At 69.6% G+C, this 19656-nt stretch carries 20 protein-coding genes; 10 read left to right on the top strand and 10 right to left on the bottom strand.

All coding sequences use genetic code 11. From position 1 onward, the window contains the following. Positions 1-73: 73 nt before the first annotated feature. Complete coding sequence (locus NGR01S_RS20945; RefSeq protein WP_245664688.1) at positions 74-1876, bottom strand: DEAD/DEAH box helicase; 1803 nt, start codon at positions 1874-1876, stop codon at positions 74-76. Between the two features lie 60 nt (positions 1877-1936). On the opposite strand from NGR01S_RS20945, the gene NGR01S_RS20940 reads away from it, so the two are divergent. Together NGR01S_RS20940 and NGR01S_RS20935 are read left to right on the top strand one after the other, a co-directional pair. After that, positions 1937-2803, top strand: coding sequence for a carbon-nitrogen hydrolase family protein (locus NGR01S_RS20940; protein ID WP_063039344.1), 867 nt, complete (start codon positions 1937-1939; stop codon positions 2801-2803). Beyond that, on the top strand, positions 2803-3438 hold the full coding sequence (locus NGR01S_RS20935; protein ID WP_063039342.1) for a phosphoribosyltransferase: 636 nt from the start codon (positions 2803-2805) through the stop codon (positions 3436-3438). The genes NGR01S_RS20940 and NGR01S_RS20935 overlap by 1 nt, the downstream gene beginning before the upstream one ends. A 34-nt stretch (positions 3439-3472) precedes the next feature. On the opposite strand, the gene NGR01S_RS20930 is transcribed toward NGR01S_RS20935, so the two are convergent. Both NGR01S_RS20930 and NGR01S_RS20925 read right to left on the bottom strand, forming a co-directional pair. Next, the gene (locus NGR01S_RS20930; RefSeq protein ID WP_063039340.1) at positions 3473-4600 is read right to left on the bottom strand and encodes an acyl-CoA dehydrogenase family protein; all 1128 of its coding nucleotides are present in this window, start codon (positions 4598-4600) and stop codon (positions 3473-3475) included. Positions 4601-4609: 9 nt separating this feature from the next. Next, positions 4610-5782, bottom strand: coding sequence for an acyl-CoA dehydrogenase family protein (locus NGR01S_RS20925; RefSeq protein ID WP_063039448.1), 1173 nt, complete (start codon positions 5780-5782; stop codon positions 4610-4612). Between the two features lie 226 nt (positions 5783-6008). Here NGR01S_RS20925 and NGR01S_RS31085 point away from each other — a divergent pair, with 226 nt between their 5' ends. The 5 genes from NGR01S_RS31085 (at position 6009) to NGR01S_RS20900 (ending at position 9921) form a co-directional block, all read left to right on the top strand. After that, positions 6009-6731, top strand: coding sequence for a hypothetical protein (locus tag NGR01S_RS31085; protein ID WP_063039338.1), 723 nt, complete (start codon positions 6009-6011; stop codon positions 6729-6731). Positions 6732-6835: 104 nt separating this feature from the next. Continuing rightward, positions 6836-7507 (top strand): alpha/beta hydrolase, encoded by a 672-nt coding sequence (locus NGR01S_RS20915; protein ID WP_063039336.1) that lies wholly within the window; start codon positions 6836-6838, stop codon positions 7505-7507. A gap of 38 nt (positions 7508-7545) precedes the next feature. After that, a complete protein-coding gene (locus NGR01S_RS20910; protein WP_063039334.1) occupies positions 7546-7929 on the top strand; it encodes a hypothetical protein in 384 nt (127 codons plus the stop codon). Further along, the gene (locus NGR01S_RS20905) at positions 7922-9178 is read left to right on the top strand and encodes a WXG100 family type VII secretion target (protein ID WP_063039332.1); all 1257 of its coding nucleotides are present in this window, start codon (positions 7922-7924) and stop codon (positions 9176-9178) included. The genes NGR01S_RS20910 and NGR01S_RS20905 overlap by 8 nt, the downstream gene beginning before the upstream one ends. Next, positions 9175-9921 (top strand): ESX secretion-associated protein EspG, encoded by a 747-nt coding sequence (locus NGR01S_RS20900; RefSeq protein WP_063039330.1) that lies wholly within the window; start codon positions 9175-9177, stop codon positions 9919-9921. The genes NGR01S_RS20905 and NGR01S_RS20900 overlap by 4 nt, the downstream gene beginning before the upstream one ends. 14 nt (positions 9922-9935) lie before the next feature. Here NGR01S_RS20900 and NGR01S_RS20895 read toward each other — a convergent pair whose 3' ends face one another. Continuing rightward, positions 9936-10715, bottom strand: coding sequence for a hypothetical protein (locus tag NGR01S_RS20895; RefSeq protein WP_063039328.1), 780 nt, complete (start codon positions 10713-10715; stop codon positions 9936-9938). Between the two features lie 298 nt (positions 10716-11013). Here NGR01S_RS20895 and NGR01S_RS32635 point away from each other — a divergent pair, with 298 nt between their 5' ends. The 3 genes from NGR01S_RS32635 to NGR01S_RS20880 all read left to right on the top strand — a co-directional run bounded on the left by NGR01S_RS32635 (position 11014) and on the right by NGR01S_RS20880 (position 13508). Beyond that, positions 11014-11304 (top strand): hypothetical protein, encoded by a 291-nt coding sequence (locus NGR01S_RS32635; protein ID WP_245664687.1) that lies wholly within the window; start codon positions 11014-11016, stop codon positions 11302-11304. A 507-nt stretch (positions 11305-11811) separates the two neighbouring features. Next, entirely contained in the window at positions 11812-12897 is a 1086-nt protein-coding gene (locus NGR01S_RS20885) for an S-(hydroxymethyl)mycothiol dehydrogenase (RefSeq protein ID WP_063039326.1), read from the top strand. Beyond that, positions 12894-13508 (top strand): MBL fold metallo-hydrolase, encoded by a 615-nt coding sequence (locus tag NGR01S_RS20880; RefSeq protein WP_063039324.1) that lies wholly within the window; start codon positions 12894-12896, stop codon positions 13506-13508. The genes NGR01S_RS20885 and NGR01S_RS20880 overlap by 4 nt, the downstream gene beginning before the upstream one ends. Before the next feature lie 211 nt (positions 13509-13719). Here the strand turns inward: NGR01S_RS20880 and NGR01S_RS20875 are convergent, their stop codons facing one another. The 6 genes from NGR01S_RS20875 to NGR01S_RS20850 form a co-directional block, all read right to left on the bottom strand. Further along, a complete protein-coding gene (locus NGR01S_RS20875; RefSeq protein WP_084481538.1) occupies positions 13720-14142 on the bottom strand; it encodes a nitroreductase family deazaflavin-dependent oxidoreductase in 423 nt (140 codons plus the stop codon). Positions 14143-14217: 75 nt separating this feature from the next. Further along, entirely contained in the window at positions 14218-14796 is a 579-nt protein-coding gene (locus NGR01S_RS20870) for a TetR/AcrR family transcriptional regulator (protein WP_063039320.1), read from the bottom strand. 18 nt (positions 14797-14814) lie between these two features. Continuing rightward, positions 14815-16281: an FAD-dependent oxidoreductase gene (locus tag NGR01S_RS20865; RefSeq protein WP_063039318.1), complete on the bottom strand. Its 1467-nt coding sequence runs from the start codon at positions 16279-16281 to the stop codon at positions 14815-14817. Then, positions 16281-17315 carry an NAD(P)-dependent oxidoreductase gene (locus tag NGR01S_RS20860; protein ID WP_281179780.1) on the bottom strand — a complete coding sequence of 345 codons (1035 nt, stop codon included), beginning with the start codon at positions 17313-17315 and terminating at the stop codon, positions 16281-16283. Before NGR01S_RS20860 ends, NGR01S_RS20865 begins: the two co-directional genes overlap by 1 nt. After that, positions 17315-18064 (bottom strand): SDR family oxidoreductase, encoded by a 750-nt coding sequence (locus NGR01S_RS20855; RefSeq protein ID WP_063039316.1) that lies wholly within the window; start codon positions 18062-18064, stop codon positions 17315-17317. The genes NGR01S_RS20860 and NGR01S_RS20855 overlap by 1 nt, the downstream gene beginning before the upstream one ends. Before the next feature lie 74 nt (positions 18065-18138). After that, on the bottom strand, positions 18139-19608 hold the full coding sequence (locus tag NGR01S_RS20850) for an aldehyde dehydrogenase (RefSeq protein ID WP_063039314.1): 1470 nt from the start codon (positions 19606-19608) through the stop codon (positions 18139-18141). Positions 19609-19656 lie beyond the last annotated feature (48 nt).

Below are 19656 nucleotides of genomic sequence, written 5' to 3'. Positions count from 1 at the left end.
CCGGCGCTCGCGCGCGGGCCGGACGGGCCCCACTGTAGCCATCGGGTCCGACCTGGTGGAACGGGCCGTCGCGTCAGGAACGCGGTTTCCGGCGATCCTGACGCTTCGGGCCGTCGCGCCGGGGGCCGCGGCCGATGAAGCGATGCCCGGGCGGGCCCTGGTCGAGCTGCAGCTGGATCAATACACCGCTGATGCGGGTGCTGCGCAATGCCTCCAGGGTCTCCGGCGGCAGCTGGGCGGGCAGTTCCACCAGGCTGTGGTCCGGCCGGATACTGATATGCCCGAAATCGCTGCGCCGCAGGCCGCCCTCGTTGGCGATGGCGCCGACGATCGCGCCGGGCACCACCCGGTGCCGTTTGCCCACGCTGATGCGGTACGTGGCCAACTCCGCGCCGGTCGCGCGATGCCGGGACGCACCGCGACGTTCCTCGAAGCCGCCTTCCTCGAACCGGCGCGGCGCCCGTTCGCGCCGCGGCCGCTCCACCGGCTCCGGTTCGGGTTCGAGGAAGAAGCTGTCCCCGTCGTGCGCCGCCACCGCCAGCGCGGCCGCGATATCGGCCAGCGGGGTGTTGTGCTCCTGCTCGTAGTCCTCGATCAGTTTGCGGAACAGCGCGAGATTGTCCGAGCTGAGATTCTCGGTGATGGCGTCGCCGAACTTCGCGACCCGCTGGGCGTTCACATCGTCGACGCTGGGCAGCTGCATCTCGGTCAGCGGATGCCGGGTGGCGCGTTCGATGGATTTGAGCAGATGGCGTTCGCGCGGGGCGACGAACAGCAGCGCCTCGCCGCTACGGCCCGCGCGGCCGGTCCGGCCGATGCGGTGCACATAGGATTCGGTGTCGTGCGGGATGTCGTAGTTCACGACATGGGAGATCCGGTCCACATCGAGCCCGCGGGCGGCGACATCGGTGGCGACCAGGATGTCGAGTGTGCCCGCTTTCAGCTGACCGATGGTCCGTTCCCGCTGGGCCTGGGCGATATCGCCGTTGATGGCCGCGGCGGAGAAACCGCGGGCGCGCAGTTTCTCGGCCAATTCCTCGGTGGCCTGTTTGGTACGCACGAAAATGATCATGGCCTCGAAGGACTCCACCTCGAGGATCCTGGTCAGCGCGTCGAGTTTGCGCTGATGCGATACCAACACCCAGCGCTGGGCGATATTGGTGGCGGTGCTGGTCTTGGCCTTGACCGTGATCTCGACCGGCTCGCGCAGGTACTGCTTGGAGATCTTGCGGATCGCCGCGGGCATGGTGGCGGAGAACAGCGCCACCTGCTTCTCGGCCGGGGTGTCGGCGAGGATGCGCTCCACATCCTCCTGGAACCCCATCTTCAGCATCTCGTCGGCCTCGTCGAGCACCAGATAGCGCAGCTTCGACAGGTCCAGGGTGCCCTTTTCCAGATGATCGATCACCCGGCCCGGGGTGCCCACCACCACCTGGGCGCCGCGCCGGAGACCGGACAGCTGGACCCCGTAGCTCTGGCCGCCGTAGATCGGCAGGACATGGGTGCCCGGCATATGCGTGGCGTAGCGGCCGAACGCCTCGGCGACCTGGATCGCCAGTTCCCGGGTGGGGGCGAGCACCAGCGCGGCCGGCTGTTTGCCGGCGGGATGCTCCTGCAGCAGGCCCATCAGGATGGGGATCGCGAAGGCCGCCGTCTTACCGGTACCGGTCTGTGCCAGACCGACTACATCCGTGCCCGCCAACAGCGGCGGGATGGTCGCGGCCTGGATGGGGGAGGGCGATTCGTAGCCGACGTCGGCGATGGCCGAAAGGATGCGGTCATCGATACCGAGATCTGCGAAGGACGGTCCGGCGGTTTCGGGTTCGGTCTCCCCGGGGTTCTCGCCCAGGTTGTCGTCGCCCTCATTGGTGCTCATTGACCAGGAGTTTACTGGTACGGCCTGGTCGTCCGGCCCACCGGCCCATACGGTGTCAGCATGAACGCCGCCCCCACCGAGCTCTCCGACCCTCCGCACGCCGGTACGACGGTTCTCGCGGTCGTGCAGTTCGCACCGCATACCGATATCGAGGCCAATCTCGCCGCACTCACCGCGCAGGTGCGGGCAGCGGCCGAGCAGGGCGCCCGGATCGTGGTGGCTCCCGAGTATTCGATGTTCGCGCTCGGCCGGCTCGACGAGCGGGCCCTGGCCGCCGCGCAACCGCTCGACGGCCCGTATGTCACCGCCTTGTCGGAACTGGCCGTCGAGACCGGGGTGTACCTGGTCGCCGGGATGGTGGAGACGGCCCCGCCCGGTGACGAGCGGATCCACAACACTCTGGTCGTGCTCGGTCCCGACGGCTCCCTGCGCACGCACTACCGCAAGGTGCACCTCTACGACGCGTTCGGTCAGCGCGAATCGGAGGTGGTGGCGCCCGGACCGCTGGACGAACCGGCACTGTTCACCGCCGACGGACTCACCTTCGGACTGCAGACCTGTTTCGATCTCCGCTTCCCGGAGGGGTTCCGGCGACTGGCCGTGTCCGGCGCGCAGGTCCTGCTGTTGCCCGCGCAGTGGATCCCCGGACCGGGCAAGGTCGATCAGTGGACCACGCTGCTGCGGGCCCGAGCCATCGAGAACACGGTGTATGTGGCCGGTGCCGACCAGTGCGGGCCGCGCGGTGCCGGTGCCTCGATGATCGTCGACCCCGCGGGCCGGGTGCTGGCCGAACTGGCCGACGCGCCCGGTATCGCCGTCGCGGAGCTGGAGTCCGGCCTGGTGGACCGGGTCCGGCGGACCAACCCGAGTCTTGCGCTGCGGAGATTCGTGGTCACCGCGCCGGAAGCGAGTAGCGTCGACAGGTAATGCTCTACGCCGACCGTCTCACCGCCGGGCGCGCACTGGGAAGCGAACTGACGCACCTGCGTGCGGAGCACCCGCTGGTGCTCGGACTGCCCCGCGGCGGGGTTCCGGTGGCGGCGGCGGTTCGCGATATCGTCGGCGGCGATCTCGATATCCTGCTGGTCCGCAAGCTCGGGGTGCCCTGGCAGCCGGAGCTCGCGGCGGGCGCGATCGGGGAGGAGGGCGCGCGGGTGCTCAATGCCGATGTACTGCGCCAGACCGGACTGGACCGGGCGCGGATCGAGGCGATCGAGGCGGCCGAGCGCGCCGAACTGGACCGCCGCCGCCTCGTCTGGCGCGGTGAAGTCCCGCCGATCCCGCTACGGGACCGGACCGTGGTGATCGTCGACGACGGGGTGGCCACAGGGGCGACCATGGTCGTGGCCTGCCGGGTGGCCCGGGCCCGGCAGCCGCGGCGGATCGTGGTCGCGGTACCGGTATCGGCGCCCGAGGCGCTCGACCGGATCCGCGCCGAAGCCGACGAGGTGGTGTGCCCGCAGGCGCCGTCGGCGCTGGCCGGGGTGGGCGGGGCCTACCGCGATTTCCACCAACTCGACGACGCCGAGGTGACCGAGTTGCTCCGGCCGGACGCCCGGTGAACGGTACCGGGCGTCCGGAGCCGGGCAGGCCGGGTTACAGCTCCGGCTGGGCGTAGTCGGCGACCTGCGCGGTCAGCACCCGCAGGTGCTCCAGCGAGCTACCGAGCGTGCGCTCGATGGCCGTGAGCCGGGCCACGTAGTGGCTCACCGGGTACTCGGAGGTGACGCCGATCCCGCCGTGCATCTGGATCGCTTCCTGGCCGATATGCCTCGCCGACCGGCTGACCTGCAACCGTGCCCGGGATGCGATGACCCGGTTCCCGGCGTCGTCGACCAGCGACGCGGTGAGGTAGTAACTCATACTGCGGGCCAGTTCGAGCGAGACGTACATGTTCGCGGCGCGCTGGGTGAGGGTCTGGAACTTCGACAGCGTGACACCGAACTGTTTACGGGTTTTCAGATAGTCGGTGGTCAGCCGCAGCGACTCCGCCATCGCCCCGATCGCTTCCGCGCACAACCCGGCCTGGGCCCGGGCGAGCTCCTCGTCCACGGCGCTCGTGGCATCGCCTCCGGTACCGAGCAGTTCGGCGGCCGCGCCGTCGAGGACGATCTGGGCGCCGCGCAGGCCGTCGACCGTCGCGTAGGAGGTGCGGGTTACCCCGGTGGCGTCGGCGGCGACCAGGAACAGGCCCAGGCCGCCGTCGGGCAGGGTCGCGCTGACCACCAGCTCGTCGGCGCAGTCGCCGTGCGGTACCGGGTTCTTGGTGCCGCTGAGCGTGTAGCCCTCGCCCTGGGCGGTGGCCGTGGTGGCGATCGCGTGGTCGGGCCAGCGGGTGCCGGGTTCCCCGTGCGCGAAGGCCAGCAGTTTCGACCCGGCGGCGACCTCGGGCAGGACACGCCGGCGCTGGTCGGACGTGCCCACCGTGCCGATCAGCCCGCCCGGCACCAGGACCGCGTCGAGCAGCGGTTCCGGCGCCAGCCGCCGCCCGATCTCCTCGAGCACCAGCATGGTCTCCACCGGGCCCGCCTCCATACCACCGTCCTCTTCGGCGAAGCTCAGGCCGAGCACGCCCAGTTCGGCGAGCTGATTCCAGACCTGTCGGTTCCAGCCGAGGTCGGTACCGATGACCTCCAGCCGGGATTCCGGGTTGTAATTGCGATTCAGCAGGTCGCGCACCGTATCGCGGAGCAGGGCCTGTTCATCGGTGAGATCGAAATCCATTACCTGACCTCACAATCCGAGGATCGAGGAGGCGATGATGGTGCGCTGCACCTCGCTGGAACCTCCGTAGATGGTTGTCTTGCGGTAGTTGAGGTAGCTCGGACCCGAGCGCTGCGCCCATTCCGGCGAGGCGATATCCGTGGCGTGTACCGGCAGCGCGTCGGGGCCGGCGATATCGAGCAGCAGCTCGGTGGCGGCCTGCTGCAGTTCCGAACCGCGCATTTTCAGCACCGACGACGCGGGGTTGGGTTTGCCCTCGGTCGAGTTCGACACCACCCGCAACTGGGTGAGTTCCAGCGCGAGCAGCTCGTTCTCCAGTTCGGCGATACGTGCCGCGAACAGCGGGTCTTCGAGCAGGGTTCCGGAACCCGACCTGGTGGCGGCCGCGTATTCCTTGGCCACGCCGATCCGCACCTTGGTGCGGGCGACGGCGGTGATCCCGGTGCGCTCGTTGCCGAGCAGGAACTTGGCGTAGGTCCAGCCCATGTTCTCCTCGCCGACCAGCTGGTCGGCCGGAACGCGGACGTTCTCGAAGAAGACCTCGTTGACCTCGTACCCGCCGTCGATGAGTTTGATCGGCCGGATGGTGACACCGGGCGATTTCACGTCGAAGAGCAGGAAGGAGATCCCGGCCTGCTTCTTCGGGGCGTTCGGGTCGGTGCGGACCAGGCAGAAGATCCAGTCGGCCCACTGGGCGAGGGTGGTCCAGATCTTCTGGCCGTTGACGATGTAGGAGTCACCGTCGCGCACGGCGGTGGTGCGCAGCGAGGCCAGGTCCGAACCGGCGTCGGGTTCGGAGAAGCCCTGGCACCACCAGATGTCGAGGTTGGCGGTGGCCGGCAGGAAACGCTTCTTGAGTTCCTCGGAGCCGAACTGCGCGATGACCGGGCCGACCATGGTGGCGTTGAAGGTCAGTGGGTCCGGCACGCTGGCGAGCTGCATCTCGTCCTGCCATAGATGCCGCTGCATCGGAGACCAGTCCTTGCCGCCCCATTCGACCGGCCAGTTCGGTACGGCCAGGCCGTGCTCGTTGAGGATCCGGTGGGAGGTCACGACGTCCTCGCGAGACAGCTCGTGACCGTACTTCACGCGTTCCCGGATCTCGGCCGGGATCGCGGTGGTGTAGATCTTCCGCAGCTCGTCACGGAAGGCGACCTCGTCGGGAGACAGAGTTAATTTCATACACATCTCCAAATATGTCTCGATTGTCCCGCATAGAATTTACACCCCTCCCCGATCCTGCCGTGTCGAGTGCATCACATATGCCGGGAGCGCACGGTCGATCACGGCGGACGAGAGCGGAGTGTGACCGGGCGGCAACCGGACGGGCCTGGTACTTTGCTGCGGTGGGCGGGGGTCGCCGGCCCGATCCGGCACCATCGCCCCGATCGGATGTAGGGAGTCAGCAGTGCACAACAAAATTGTCGCGCGCACCGCGGCCACGGCAGCCGCCCTCGGTATCAGCGCAGTGCTCGCCTGCACACCGGCGGCCGCGGCACCCGCGCCCACCCCGGCCGAAGCGGCGATGCAGGCGCTCACCGAGCAGGCCGCCGACAAACCGGAAACCCGCGCCGGTGTGGACGCGCTGGATCGCTATGCCGACTTCGTCGCGGCCAACCACATCAGCACCATCGGTCTGTACACACCCTTCGTCTACGCGGCGCCCACCTTCGGCTGCGGTAGCAACGGCCCGATCACGACCATCATCGCGGCCGGCACCGCCAACGGTCCCAGCGCCAACATCAGCGGCACCCCCGGCACCCTGACCTTCCATGCCACCCCCGGCCACCCCGGCCTCCCGCAGGCTTCCGGCCTCGTGGTCGCCTGGATCAATATCAACAACGGGCGCAGCGGTCTCGATATGCTCGACGATCTCACCGAGTTCGGCACCCCGTCGCTGTCCCGGACCGTGGACAGCGGTCCGGGTACCGTCCTCGCGTCCATGTGGGGCACCATCAACTATCCGGACGCGCTCTGTGTGATGACGCCCACGGTCGGCATGTTCCCGGTGCCCGAGGCGCCCGCCCCGGCCCCCGCTCCGGCGCCGCAGTCCGCCCCCGCGGAACCGGGCGCCCCGGCCCCCGCACCTGCGCCTGTGCCGGAACCGGCGCCTGCGCCCGCCCCGGCCTGACCCACCGGCGCGAGCGGTACGGTCCGCGGTAGCGCGGACGGGATGGCCACCGCCGGCGGATCGTGGCCCCCCAACGGCCTGTCATTCTTTGCCAGAATCCGGCCATGGGTTTCTTCGACGGCGTGCGCGGCCGCCTGCACTATCGGAACCGACCGGTCGACGGGGCCGCGACCGGCCTGGTGTTGCTGCCGGGTACCGGTCAGCACAGCGGGCATTACCACGAGTTCGCCCGGCAGTTGAACGAGGCGGGTATAACGGTCTGGACGCTCGACCCGGCGGGGCAGGGGCTCAGTGAAGGCGATCCCGGAGCCCGCCCGGTCCTCTCCGAACTCGTCGCGGACGCGGCCGCGCTCTTCGACCTGGCGCGGACGCAGGCCCCGGAACTCCCGCTCACGTTGATGGGGCATTCGCTCGGCGCGATCACCGCGCTCGCCGCATTGGGTGCCACCCCGCCGGCCCTGGACCCCGCCGTCGCGGCGAACCCGGCGATACCCGCCGATGCGCCGGTGGGGCTGGTGCTGTGTGGTACTCCGACGCGCGCCCTCGACGATCCCGGGCCGCGGCTCCCACCGGTCCTGGTCGTCCACGGGGTGGACGACCGCCGGGCGCCGATCGACCCGGTCCGGGTGTGGGCGCGCCGGCGCGAAGCGGTGGAACTGCGCGAATACGCCGATGCCGGACACGATCTGCTGCACGAGCGGGTGCGCGCCCGGGTGACGGCCGATATCGTGCAGTGGACGCAGGAGATCGTCGCGGGGCCGGTGCGACGACCGTGAAATCCGCTGTGTGACAGCGGAGCAGGAAGGGGGACACGATGCAGCCGAACGCGATCACCACGCTCGATTCCGCCGTCGAAGACGGACAGCTGTGGATCGACGGCGTCCTGGTGGCCGAGGGCGCGCCGGAACAGTGCGCGGTGCGCTACGAACAACTCGCCGACCAGGTGGACGCCCAGATCGATACGTTGTCGGCGGCGGTGTCGCTGCCGGGTTTCGGGGGCTTCGACTCGGGTGCGGCACTGCGCTCCGGATTCGAGGGCAAGGCCGCCGAGGCGATCGCGGCACTGCGGCGATACTCCGATACCGCCCGGCAGCTCGCGCACACCTTCCGGGCCGCCGCGGCGGCCTACCGCGAATCCGATACCGAGACCGCCGCGGCGCTCGGGACCGCCGAACCGACGGGGGTTTCCGGTGCGTGAACTACCCCGCGCCGGGGCGCGCGGTGTGCACTACCGCGTCGATCCCGAGTACGCACCCACCGTGGAAGTATTCGACAATCTCACCCACCGGCAGATATACGCCGGGGTGGCCGCCATGAACCCGTCGATGCTGCAGACCGGCGGCCAGGCCTGGCAGAGTGCGGCGACCGGTCTCACCGACGCGGTGGCACAGGCGCATACCGAGATCCGCGGCGCCATCGCCGACGGCTGGCGCGGGTCGGCGGCCGGTCCGGCCGCGGCCGCGGTTCGTGATTTCGAGGCCGCCGGGCGGCATCTCGCCGATGTGCTCGCCGACGTCGGGCAGCGGCTCGGCCGTGCCGGGGACGCCGCGGAAACATTGCGCGCCGCGATCCCCGAACCCTCCGGCGCCGAACCGGATCTCGCGGCGGCGCTGCTGGACCCGCATGCGGCCACCGGCAATATCGCCGTGCAGCGGACCGCCGGCGACGATCGCGCCGAGGTGGTGCGGGTGATGGACAGCGTCTACATCGGTGCCTTCGTCCCGACCGGCGCCCAGGTGCCCGCATTCCCCGATCTCCCGGACGCGCTGCCGGGCGCCGAGACGCCGGACGGAGCGGCCCCGGCCGCGCCCGCGGTGCCGAGCCCGGAAACCGCGGCGGGACAGCGGTCGCACTCCGAACCCGCGCCGACGACGGTGGGTGACCGGCAGCCGGTTCCGGCGTCGTCCGAAGCCGCGACCCCGGGCGAGCCGGGGACGCCGGCGGTCACGGTCTCCGGTGTCCGGCCCGATGCAACGAACCTCGCTGCGGCCGGCTCCGGCCCCGACAGCACGGCCGCGGCGGCTACCCACCAGGTCGCCGCGTCCGCCACCGCGACCGCGGCGGCACCGGTCACCGCCGGGCCCGCGCCGGCGAGTCCGGCGACGGGTGTCCCGCTGTTCGCCGCCCCGGTCCGCGCGGCGGGTTCGACCGGCGATCAGGAACGTTCCCGGGACGAACAGCAGCGGTCCGCGGGCGGCGAGGCGGTCACCGGGATGGGCGCGGGCGCGATCGGCGGTCTGATGGGCGGCGCCATGGCGGCCGATACGGTCCGATCAGGCACCCCGGTGGCGCCGCGCCCCGAGCGGACCGCTCCGGCCGAGGACGATCTCCACTTCGCCGACGAGGAACTCACCTATCTGGAACCCGGCGAACCGGCCGGGCAGTTGATCGGCGCCCTGGATCCCACCACTCCGCCGGTGCTGGGTGAGTGGACGGAAGAGGAGTGAACTGGCTCCTCACTCCGGACCAGTTCGCGCTGGCGTGGGAACGGACCGTCGGCGACCGTATTCCCTATCCGCTGGCGGTGCGCCTGTCGGCTCGCGATTCCGTCGAGCGCACCGCCCAGCTACCCGCCCTACGGCAGTGGTGCGACAGCACTCTCGACGCCGACCTGGAGGCGGCGCTACGGGTGCTGGCCGGTCCCGAGGTCAGCGTGGCGACGTTCGCCCAGGACGGTTACCGGGCCCCGGCCGTGCGGATACTCGGCGCGTCGGCGGGCCGGATCGGAGTGGTCGCCACCCAGCGGCCGGGCCCGCAGCCGGACCGGGGTGGCGACCTGCGGATCACCGCCGGCACCGCTACCTCGCTGCCGGTGCGGGTGATCGCGGCGCTGCCGGCCGTGGCCGCCGGGACCGGAGGGCGATTGCGCGCGGCGCGCAGCGAGGTTGTCGAGGACGGCCGGGACCGGGTCACCGTCCCGGTGTCCGGGCCCACCGCGGCGACCCGGATCCGTAAGCGGCTCAAACTACCCCGCGACGGTATCGGCCAGATCGTGGTGTCGGTACACCGGAACACCGGGCCGGCCCCGTTCGGCGTGCTGTGCTGGGTGGATATTACCGGCGACGGCCGCTACGCGGTCCATACCGGCAAGGATGTCGAGATCGCCCCGGTGGGCGCCGAAGGTTTCACCAATGCCCTGCGGCCCATGGTCGCCGCCGCCCAGCGGTCGGTCGCCTACGCCGAACACTGAGTACCGGGATCGGGTCAGTTACCGGGTGCGACGGTGACGGTCGGGGTGGGCAGGAGCGGCTCTTCGGTGGAATCCGGTGTGGTCGAGTCGCCGGTCGTGGGTGTGGCGACCCGGGGTGCGACGGGGACCCGCGTGGGCGTCGACTCCGCCGGGACGCTTTCCGCCGTATCCGTTTCCGGGGACCCCGGCTCGTCCACCGCGGCCGGAGGTTCGGCCGGCACCGCGGCCGGAGGTTCGGCGGGGGGCGGCGCCGGGGGGGCGCTGGATGGTGTGACCGGGGGTTCGGCGGGCGGCCGGGCTTCGGCTTCGGGCGGAACCGGGGCGATCACCACGGTCGTGTCCGGAGCCGGTGCGGGAATCGGGGACTCGGTGTGGGCCGGCTCCAGCGGCGGACTCGGCAGCGAGGCGGTGGTCCAGCCGGGCTCGGCCGGGTCGGTCGGATCCGGGGTGGCGGACAGGGTGATCCGGCGGGTGGTCTCGCCGGCGGTGGGTTCGGCGCCCGGACCCGCGGACGAGGTGACGGAGATCTGGTACTCCGGCGGGAGGGTCCGCCGGGGCGGCGGCTCCGGGGCCATCCGCCACGACGGTGACGGCGGTATCAGCACTTTCGCGACACCGGTGGCGGGCTCGCCGGTGAACCCCGCCGGTTCCGCGGCCTGCGGGCCGGAGCGGATCGGGGGCGGCGGTATGTAAGTGTCCTCGTGACCGATTCCGCACGCGCCGATGAGCACCAGCCCGAGGGAAACCGCCCCGGCGGCCGCCAGGGGTCCGGCGACCTTCGTTTTGCTCTCCATCGGTGACGCTCCTGTGATATGTCAGTGGCCCAACCTTAATTCAGCGCGCCGCGGAGAACTAGACCCCCATCTGCTGGTCCCCTGGTTACCGCGTGTAGAACGGTCGAGAAAGGGTACGGTTCAGGTATCGAATTGATATCAGCCGCGTGTCGCGGGCTTGTGTCGCGTAACAATCTTCGGGTTGTGGTCGTAGCGTATGTTGCTGAAGTGACGCATGAGACGCCGGAGTCTCGGTGACTATGCACTGAAGTGGTAGGCGCGCAACGATTTCCGGATCGGCGCCATCGAGGAGTAGATGATGGGAGACCAGACCACCACCGACCTGCCGGGCGCGGCGGAGGAATCCGCTGCGGCGGAGGCTCCGGAGCCGGCGGATCCTGAATCGCGTGGTACGGGTGCGACAGTGGGCAGAGTGCTGGGCTGGCTGGTCTTCGCCGGAGGGCTGGGTGCGGCGGCTTTCGGGATCGGGACCCTGCAGGTGATCATCACCGTGATCGGTCTCATTCTGGCGTGCACCGCGGGACTGACCCTGCTGAAGCTGCGGGCCGATGGGCCCGGTCCCGAACCCGAGGCGGGTATCGCCGGCTGAGCCGGCGGCCGCGCTGTGTTCCTCGACGATCCCGATCCGAGCGTTCGTGTGGCCCGGGGCCGGCGATTGCGCACTGGGTGGGACTCGTGTCCGATCCCCTTTCCGGCCAGCTGTTCACTCGCCGATTCGATCCCTCGTGGCCCGATTTCCGGCTGATCGCGCGTTTGCCCGGCTTCGGTTACGTCGGTACTTTGGGCTCCGGTCGGGTCGGATCAGAAAGAAGAGTGGAACATGATCGAAGCCGGGTCCGCGGCCCTGAATCTGGCGAATCTCGTCACGTCCATCGCCGCCAATGTGACCTATCTGCTGCAGGCCTGGGGAGTTCTCTGAGCGTTTGCCGACGATGTGGCGGTGTGCCCGGCGGGTGCGCCGCCACACCGCGTTCCGGGGCGCCCGTTCGTTGCCGGAGACGGCCCGCCCTCCGCGGGGGCGCTGCCCGTGCGGCGCGTGGGCGGATAACGTATGCGCTGTCGTGCATCGTCGCATTACCGCCCGAGAGGAGATGCTGTGCCCCAGCAGGTTCGAGGTGTCATCGCCCGCAGTGCCGGTGCCCCGGTCGAGTTGGTCCCGATCGTGATACCCGATCCCGGCCCCCGGGATGTGGTGGTACGGATCCAGGCGTGCGGGGTCTGCCACACCGACCTCACCTACCGCGAGGGCGGGATCAACGACGAGTTCCCGTTCCTGCTGGGTCACGAGGCCGCGGGTGTGGTGGAAACGGTGGGTTCGGCGGTCACCCATGTGGAACCGGGTGATTTCGTCGTCCTGAACTGGCGGGCGGTCTGCGGCCAGTGCCGTGCGTGTCGGCGCGGCCGCCCCTGGTACTGCTTCGACACTTTCAACGCCGGTGTGCCCATGACGCTCGAGGACGGCACCGAACTCACCCCGGCACTCGGTATCGGCGCCTTCGCCGACAAGACCCTGGTCCACGAAGGACAGTGCACCAAGGTCGATCCGGCGACCGATCCGGCGGTGGCCGGCCTGCTGGGCTGCGGTGTGATGGCGGGTCTGGGCGCGGCGGTGAACACCGGAAATGTCGGCCGCGGCGATTCGGTGGCGGTACTGGGCTGCGGTGGAGTCGGGGACGCGGCGATCGCCGGTGCCCGGCTGGCCGGCGCGGGCACCATCATCGCGGTGGACACCGACGCCCGGAAACTCGACTGGGCGCGCGAACTCGGCGCGACCCACACCATCGACGCGTCCACCACCGACGCGGTCGCCGGAATCCAGGACCTCACCGGCGGATTCGGTGCCGATGTGGTAATCGACGCGGTCGGCCGCCCGGAGACCTGGCAGCAGGCGTTCTACGCGCGCGATCTGGCCGGCACCGTGGTGCTGGTCGGGGTGCCGACCCCCGATATGACGCTGGAGATGCCGCTCATCGATTTCTTCAGCCGCGGTGGCGCGCTGAAATCGTCCTGGTACGGGGACTGCCTGCCGGAACGCGATTTCCCGATGCTGATCGACCTCTACCGGCAGGGCCGGTTGCCGCTGGACAGGTTCGTGACCGAGCGGATCGGGCTGGACGCGGTGGAGCAGGCCTTCCACACCATGCACGGTGGGCAGGTCCTGCGCTCGGTGGTGGTCCTGTGACGGCCCGGGTCGAACGGATCGTCACCGAGGGGCAGTTCTGCCTCGACGGCGGCTGCTGGGATGTGGCGAACAATATCTGGCTCGTCGGCGACGACGACGAAGTGCTGATCATCGACGCCGCGCACGACGCGCAGCCGATTCTCGCCGCCGTGGCCGGACGCCGAGTGACCGCCGTGGTGTGCACGCACGCGCACAACGACCACGTCACCGTGGCGCCCACTTTGTCGGCGGCGACCGGTGCGCCGATCTTCTTGCATCCCGACGACGATGTGCTCTGGCAGCAGACCCATCCCGGCGTGGAGTACCGGCCGCTGGCCGACGGCGAGGTGTTTTGGGTCGGTGGCGCGGAACTACGGGTCCTGCACACGCCGGGCCACTCACCGGGGTCGTGCTGTCTGTACTTCGGTGCGAGCGGCGAGGTGTTCAGCGGCGATACGTTGTTCGAAGGCGGACCGGGCGCGACCGGCCGGTCCTATTCCGACTACCCGACCATCCTCGCCTCCATCAACGAGCGACTGTTCGCGCTACCAGAGCAGACGGTGGTCCACACCGGGCACGGACCCGACACCACTCTCGGCGCCGAGCGGGCCAATGTGCCCGCGCAGGCCTGAGAAGCCACACCCCTATTCGGCGATGCCCCCACAGGTGTCGCCGAATCGGGTCGCTCCGCCGGGAGGTGATCGCCGAAGCTCCGGGCCGGGAGCGCCGCCGCGGGCCGCGGGCGTTCTCGGCCCACGGGCGACTCGGGCGATACCGGCACGGAGCCGACCGCGCTGTGGTCACCACGGCGAACCGCGTGACCGGCCGAGAACACCTGAACTGTCAGGTCGTGCGGGGCTCCAGCACGAATACCGGGATACGGCGTTCGGTCCACGACTGGTAGTTGTCGAAATCCGCGTACAGTTCGAGCAGTTTCGGCCACAGCCGGTCGCGTTCGGCATCGTCGGCGAGGCGGGCCCGCACCGGAATCCGGTCCTTGCCGATCTGCACGGTGGTCTCCGGCTGCGCGACGAGGTTGTGGTACCACTGCGGGTTCTTCGGCAGTCCGCCCTGCGAGGCGACCACGATGATGTTCGCGTCGTCGCGCAGGAACAGCAGCGGCACCGTGAACTGCTTACCGGATTTGCGGCCGGTGTGTTCCAGCAGCAGCGTGGGCACCGGTTTGCGGAAGCCCGCCCCGACGCGCCAGGTGCCGCCGATCCGGCCGCCGGTTTTCCGGTAGGCCCAGGTGTTGACCTTGGACATGTACTTGATGACAGTCGGCACGAAGGCCGAGTCGAGCTGTTTGGGGCGGTTGTTCACTTCTCGAAGCTCCGGTGCTCAGCGCAGGATCAACAGCGCGGATTTCTCGATGAGGTCGGCGATATCGGCGTAGGAGGCATAGCCCATACCGGCCCGGACGAGTGCACCCGCGTAGACCAGTTCCAGCGAGACGACCACGTCGGGATCCGGGTCTTGTCCCAGTGCGCGCTCGATACGGGTGCGGATCTCCAGGCCGATGCGGGCGCGTAGATGGGCCACATCGGGATCACGGCCGAGCAACGCGCTGGTGACCGCGCCGGAGACCTCCTGGTCGTCGGCGACCAGCATGGCGATGGCACGCAGTTCGGCCACCACCCGGACCGTGGGATCGGGATCCTCGCTGACCGGTGAGGGCGCCGCCACCAGCCGCCGCCAGAAGATCTCGGCGACCAGATGTTCCTTCGACGAGAAATAGGTGTACGCGGTGGCGGTGCCGACCCCGGCCGCGGCGGCGACCATGCGGATGGTCATTCCCGCGAACCCCTCGCGGGTCAGTACCTCCACCGCGGCCTTCGTCAGTTTGTCGACCGTATCGGCCTGTTTCGCGGACAGCCGCCGACGGGTCGCCTCTACGACGACGGATTCACCTTCGGACATGTGTCTGAATGTACCGTTTCAGTTCTTCGCGGCCGTAATCCCGGCCCGGCGGCCGTAGAAACTGCCGTCTCCCAGCGAGGTCCCGCTGGCGTATCCGCCCGCGCAGACACCGGAGGTGCAGCGGCCGGCGGCGAACAGTCCGGGGATGGGTTCGCCGTTCACGTGCAGCACCCGGGAATCCAGATCGGTACGCAGACCGCCCAGGGTGAAGCCCGCGGTGAAACCGCGCATATCGAACGCGGCGAAGGGGCCCTCCAGGGGTTTCGTCCACTCCGCTTTCTTGCCCAGCAGCGGGTCCTGACCGTTCGCGGCGTGCTTGTTGTACAACTCGACCGTGGTCTGCAGGGCCAGTTCGGGCAGGCCGATATCGGATTCGAGTTCGGCGATCGTCTCCGCCGCCCAGGTCGGCGGCCGGCGGAAGAACGGGGTGGAGGTCTCGGTGGTCAGCGATTCCTCGTAGGCCGCCTCGCCGATGATCAGGAACGCCTGGTTCTCCTGGTGGAACAGGGTCATCTGCCCGATCCGGCCGGGGTAGGTGTCCTCGGGGACATACCGCTGGCCGCGGCCGTTCACCAGGATGCCGCGCGCCATCATCTGCGGATCGCCGAAGAACGCGACCTCGGTGGCGTCCATATGGGCCAGATCGGCGCCGAGTGCCTGCGCGATCCGGATGGCGATCCCGTCGTGTTCCTCGATGGCGGCGCCCGGGCGGCCGATGAGCCGCGGCGCGAACCCCTCGATCATCTGGTCGTGATAGGCGAAACTGCCGGTGGCCAGGACGACCCCGCGCTCGGCCCGGATGTTCAGTTCCTTACCGTACTGTTTGGCGACCACGCCGACGACCCGGTCGCCGTCGACGATCAGGCGCTGGATACGGGTGTCGTATTCGGCGGTCACGCCGAGTTTCTCGGCGGTTTCGGCCAGCGGTTTCATCAGCATGTAGCCGCCGCCCTTGGACCCGGTCCGCTTGTTGCTCATCTGCGGGACGTGGCCGCGCGGGGCGGGGTCCGCGACAGTGTTGAACGGGGCCGCGTTCTCCCCGCCGGAATACATCAGTCCCTCGTCGTGCGGGGGTTCCCAGCCGGGTTCACCCCAGAATTCCTCCTTGAAGGGCACACCGTTGGCGACCAGCCATTCGTAGTGCTCGACACTGCCGCGGCAGTAGTCGGCGATCTTCGCGCGATCCGCCCCCGGACCCAGCGCGGCGACCATGAACTTCTCCATGTTCTCCGGGCTGTCCGCGAAACCGAGTGCCTGCTGCAACGGCGTGCCACCACCGAGGTAGATGAAGCCGCCGGCCAGCGCCGCCGCACCGCCCCAGCCGCTGGTGCGTTCCAGGATCAGCACATTCGACCCGGCCCGCGCCGCCTCGATCGCGGCGCAGACACCGGCGATCCCGTAGCCGGCCACGACCACATCGGCGGTGCGGTCCCACTCGGTGGCCTCGGCGGCGGGTAACGGTCGGAGAGAGATGGGGTCGGCCATTATTCGGATTCCTCACTGTCGTTCTGCGCACCGGCTGCCGGGGTCCCCGGAGCGGCCTGCTGTGCGGCGATGGTGGCACGCCCCGGTGCGGGGGTGGAGTGGACGTCCCGCTCAGCGGTGGGGGCGTCTTGCGGCGCGTCGGCTCCCTGTCGCGCGGTGGCGATCGCACCCCGCCCGACGCCCAGCCCCTCGCCGAGGCGTGCCAGTGCCAGCGCGGCCAAGGGGAGTTCGGCGTCGACCCGGCCGCCGAGGTCGAGCGCCAGGGATAGATCCTTTTCCCCGAGTTCCCGGACATGGGTGAGGATCGGCAACCAGAAATCGCCCTCTTCGATGGGCGCGGTGGTGTCGCGCAGCATGATCGAACCCGCCCCGCCGGTCACCGCGTCGGAGTGGCGGACCACCTTGCCCAGCGCGGTGATATCGAGCCCGGCTGCCTCGGCCAGCCGCTGTGCCTCGGTGGCAGCGGTGAACGAGATGAAATGCAGCAGATTGCGGGCCAGTTTCATGCGGGTGCCGGCCCCGACCTCGCCGGCGTGCACCACGAGATCGGCGAAGCAGCCGAACGGTTCGCGCACCGCCGCGACCGCGTCGGCGCTGCCGCCGATCATCACGGCCAGCCGGCCGCTGTTCGCGCCCGCGGCCCCGCCGCTGATCGGGGCGTCCACGAAATACACGCCGCGTTCGGCGCAGCGGCGGGCGAATTCCACCGCGGACTCGTCGCCGATGGTGGAGTGCACGGCCACCACGGTGCCCGGCGCGGCGGTACTCAATACCCCGTTCTCGCCGGTGAGTACGGCTTGGACCTGCCGGTCGTTCACCACCGCGATACTGATGACCCCGCATTTCGCGGCCAGTTCGGCCGCGGTGGCTGTGGCCTCGGCCCCCGCGGTGGTGAACGGCTCCACCGCCTCGGGCCGGGTATCGCAGACGGTGAGACCGCCGGACCAGCCCAGCAGTTTCTTCGCCATCGGCCCGCCCATATCGCCCAGGCCGATGAAACCGACCCGGGTGCCGCCGGCGGAGTCCGCACCCACTACCGGATCACCTGGCCGCCGTCGACGCAGAAGATCTGCCCGGTGACCCAGGAGGCGTCGTCGGAGAGCAGGTAGAGCAGGGCGCCGGCCATATCGTCGGGCGTGCCCATCCGCTTGAGCGGCAGCCGGTTCACCATATCCTTGACCATGCTCTCGGGCGTGGTCGTCTTGGTGGCTTCGGTATCGGTGGGCCCCGGGGCGATCGCGTTGACCCGGATATTCGATCCGCCGAGTTCGGTGGCCAGCTGCTGGGTGAGGCCGTTGATCCCGACCTTCGCCAGACCGTAGAAGCCGGAGTACACCCAGGCCGCGGTGGAGGACTGGTTGACGATCGACCCGCCGCCGTTGGCCGCCATGTTCTCCCAGACTGCGCGGGTCATCACCAGGGCGCCGTCCAGGTTCACCGACATGAACTTCTTGTAGTAGTCCCAGGGCACGGTGAGCAGCAGGTCGAGTTTCATTCCGCCGTAGATGGCGGCGTTGTTCACCAGATGGTCGATCTTGCCGTACTCCGCCACGGTGAAATCGGCCAGTGCCTTCGCCGAATCCGGGTCGGAGACGTCGACGGTGTGGAACGACGCGGTACCGCCGTCGGCCACGATCTTCTCGGCGACTGCGGTACCGCCCTCTTCGTTCAGATCCGCGACGACGACCGACGCGCCCTCGGCGGCCAGGGCCTGCGCGTAGACCTCGCCGATACCGCGGGCGGCGCCGGTGACGATGGCGGTCCTGCCGGTGAAACGAGCCATGGGATGAGCTCCTCGTTGATCGGGAAAGCTTGGTCGGAAAGGGTTTCCGCTGCTGTGGGACCGGCCGGGCGCGCCTACTGCGCGGTGGCGACGAGTTTGGTCTCCAGGTACTCCTCGAACCCGGCGACCCCCATCTCGCGGCCGATACCGGACTGTTTGTAGCCGCCGAAGGGCGCGTCGGCGCTGTACCACATACCGCCGTTGACGCCGAGCGTGCCGGTACGCACCCGGTCGGTGACCCGGCGGATCCGCTCGGGGTCCTTACCCCACACCGCGCCGGACAGGCCGTAGGGGGAGTCGTTGGCGATCCGGACGGCATCGTCGTCGCCGTCGTAGGGGAGCACCACCAGGACCGGGCCGAAGATCTCCTCCTGGGCGGCCTTGGCGCTGTTGTCCAGATCGGCGATGACGGTGGGTTCGACATAGAACCCGCGGTCGTGCTCGGCCGGGCGGCCGCCGCCGGCCACGATCCGCCCGCCGTCGGCACGGGCGCTGTCGATATAGCCGAGTACCCGGGTGCGCTGGCGGTCGGAGATCACCGGACCGCAGACGGTGCCGGGGTTCGTCGGGTCGCCGGGGCGGATACCGCGCATAGTGTTCGCGGCGGCCTCGAGCGCCTGCTCGTATTTGTGCCGCGGTACCAGCAGGCGCGAGGACAGTGCACAGCCCTGGCCGGCGTGGACGCACAGCGAGAACCCCGCGTAGCTCACCGCGCTGGCGAGATCGGCGTCGTCGAGCACGATGAACGCCGATTTGCCACCGAGTTCGAGGAAGGTCTTCTTGAGATTGGCCGCGGCCGCGGCCATCACGGCGCGACCGGTGTTGGTGGACCCGGTGAAACTGATCAGGTCGACCCGCGGATCACCGGACAGCTGAGCACCCAGGCCGTGATCGGCGGAGGTGACGATATTGACCACTCCGGGCGGGAGCTCCGTCTCTTCGGTGATGATCGACGCGAGCGCGGCGGCACACCACGGGGTGTCGGGGGCGGGTTTGAGGACGACGGTATTGCCGGCGGCCAGTGCCGGACCCAGTTTCGCGAAGTTGATCTGGTGCGGGAAGTTCCACGGGGTGATGGCGCCGACCACGCCGACCGCTTCGCGGCGCAGCGCGCGATGGGTGCTGATACCCATCGGCGCGGCCACCCCGAGTTCGGTTTCCCATTCGTAGTTCCTGGCCAATCGCGTGGCGAAACTCAGGTCCTCGACGGGGCCCTCGAGCTGGGGCCCGCTGGTGAACATGATCGGCGCGCCCACCTCGGCCACGGTGATCTCGCGCAGTTCCCCCGCGTGCGCCTTCAGCCCGGCCTGCAACTGCTCCAGGCAGCGCACCCGGAACGCGTGGTCACGGGACCAATCGGTCTCGTCGAAGGCGGTGCGGGCGGCGGCGATGGCGGCATTCATATCGGCGGCGTCAGCGTCGGCCGCGGTGCCGATGACCTCTTCGGTCGCCGGGTTCACATTCTCGAACACGCCGTTGCCGCCGGGCACGAGGCTGCCGCCGATCAGCAGTCGAGAACTGTCGCCGGGCAGAAGACTGTTCATGGAAGACCCCAATACTGTCTGGACAGGTGTTTGGAATATAGTCCGGAC

It is taken from the genome of Nocardia grenadensis NBRC 108939 (assembly GCF_001613445.1).
Lineage (GTDB): Bacteria > Actinomycetota > Actinomycetes > Mycobacteriales > Mycobacteriaceae > Nocardia > Nocardia grenadensis.
The sequence above is the reverse complement of the archived record's forward strand: the minus strand, read 5'-3'. Positions and strand labels throughout refer to the sequence as shown.

Coding starts and splice junctions, on each gene's coding strand:
- NGR01S_RS20945 (WP_245664688.1), bottom strand. CDS start 1,876: ATGAGCACCAATGAGGGCGACGACAACCTGGGCGAGAACCCCGGGGAG.
- NGR01S_RS20940 (WP_063039344.1), top strand. CDS start 1,937: ATGAACGCCGCCCCCACCGAGCTCTCCGACCCTCCGCACGCCGGTACG.
- NGR01S_RS20935 (WP_063039342.1), top strand. CDS start 2,803: ATGCTCTACGCCGACCGTCTCACCGCCGGGCGCGCACTGGGAAGCGAA.
- NGR01S_RS20930 (WP_063039340.1), bottom strand. CDS start 4,600: ATGGATTTCGATCTCACCGATGAACAGGCCCTGCTCCGCGATACGGTG.
- NGR01S_RS20925 (WP_063039448.1), bottom strand. CDS start 5,782: ATGAAATTAACTCTGTCTCCCGACGAGGTCGCCTTCCGTGACGAGCTG.
- NGR01S_RS20915 (WP_063039336.1), top strand. CDS start 6,836: ATGGGTTTCTTCGACGGCGTGCGCGGCCGCCTGCACTATCGGAACCGA.
- NGR01S_RS20910 (WP_063039334.1), top strand. CDS start 7,546: ATGCAGCCGAACGCGATCACCACGCTCGATTCCGCCGTCGAAGACGGA.
- NGR01S_RS20895 (WP_063039328.1), bottom strand. CDS start 10,715: ATGGAGAGCAAAACGAAGGTCGCCGGACCCCTGGCGGCCGCCGGGGCG.
- NGR01S_RS32635 (WP_245664687.1), top strand. CDS start 11,014: ATGGGAGACCAGACCACCACCGACCTGCCGGGCGCGGCGGAGGAATCC.
- NGR01S_RS20875 (WP_084481538.1), bottom strand. CDS start 14,142: ATGTCCAAGGTCAACACCTGGGCCTACCGGAAAACCGGCGGCCGGATC.
- NGR01S_RS20870 (WP_063039320.1), bottom strand. CDS start 14,796: ATGTCCGAAGGTGAATCCGTCGTCGTAGAGGCGACCCGTCGGCGGCTG.
- NGR01S_RS20865 (WP_063039318.1), bottom strand. CDS start 16,281: ATGGCCGACCCCATCTCTCTCCGACCGTTACCCGCCGCCGAGGCCACC.
- NGR01S_RS20855 (WP_063039316.1), bottom strand. CDS start 18,064: ATGGCTCGTTTCACCGGCAGGACCGCCATCGTCACCGGCGCCGCCCGC.
- NGR01S_RS20850 (WP_063039314.1), bottom strand. CDS start 19,608: ATGAACAGTCTTCTGCCCGGCGACAGTTCTCGACTGCTGATCGGCGGC.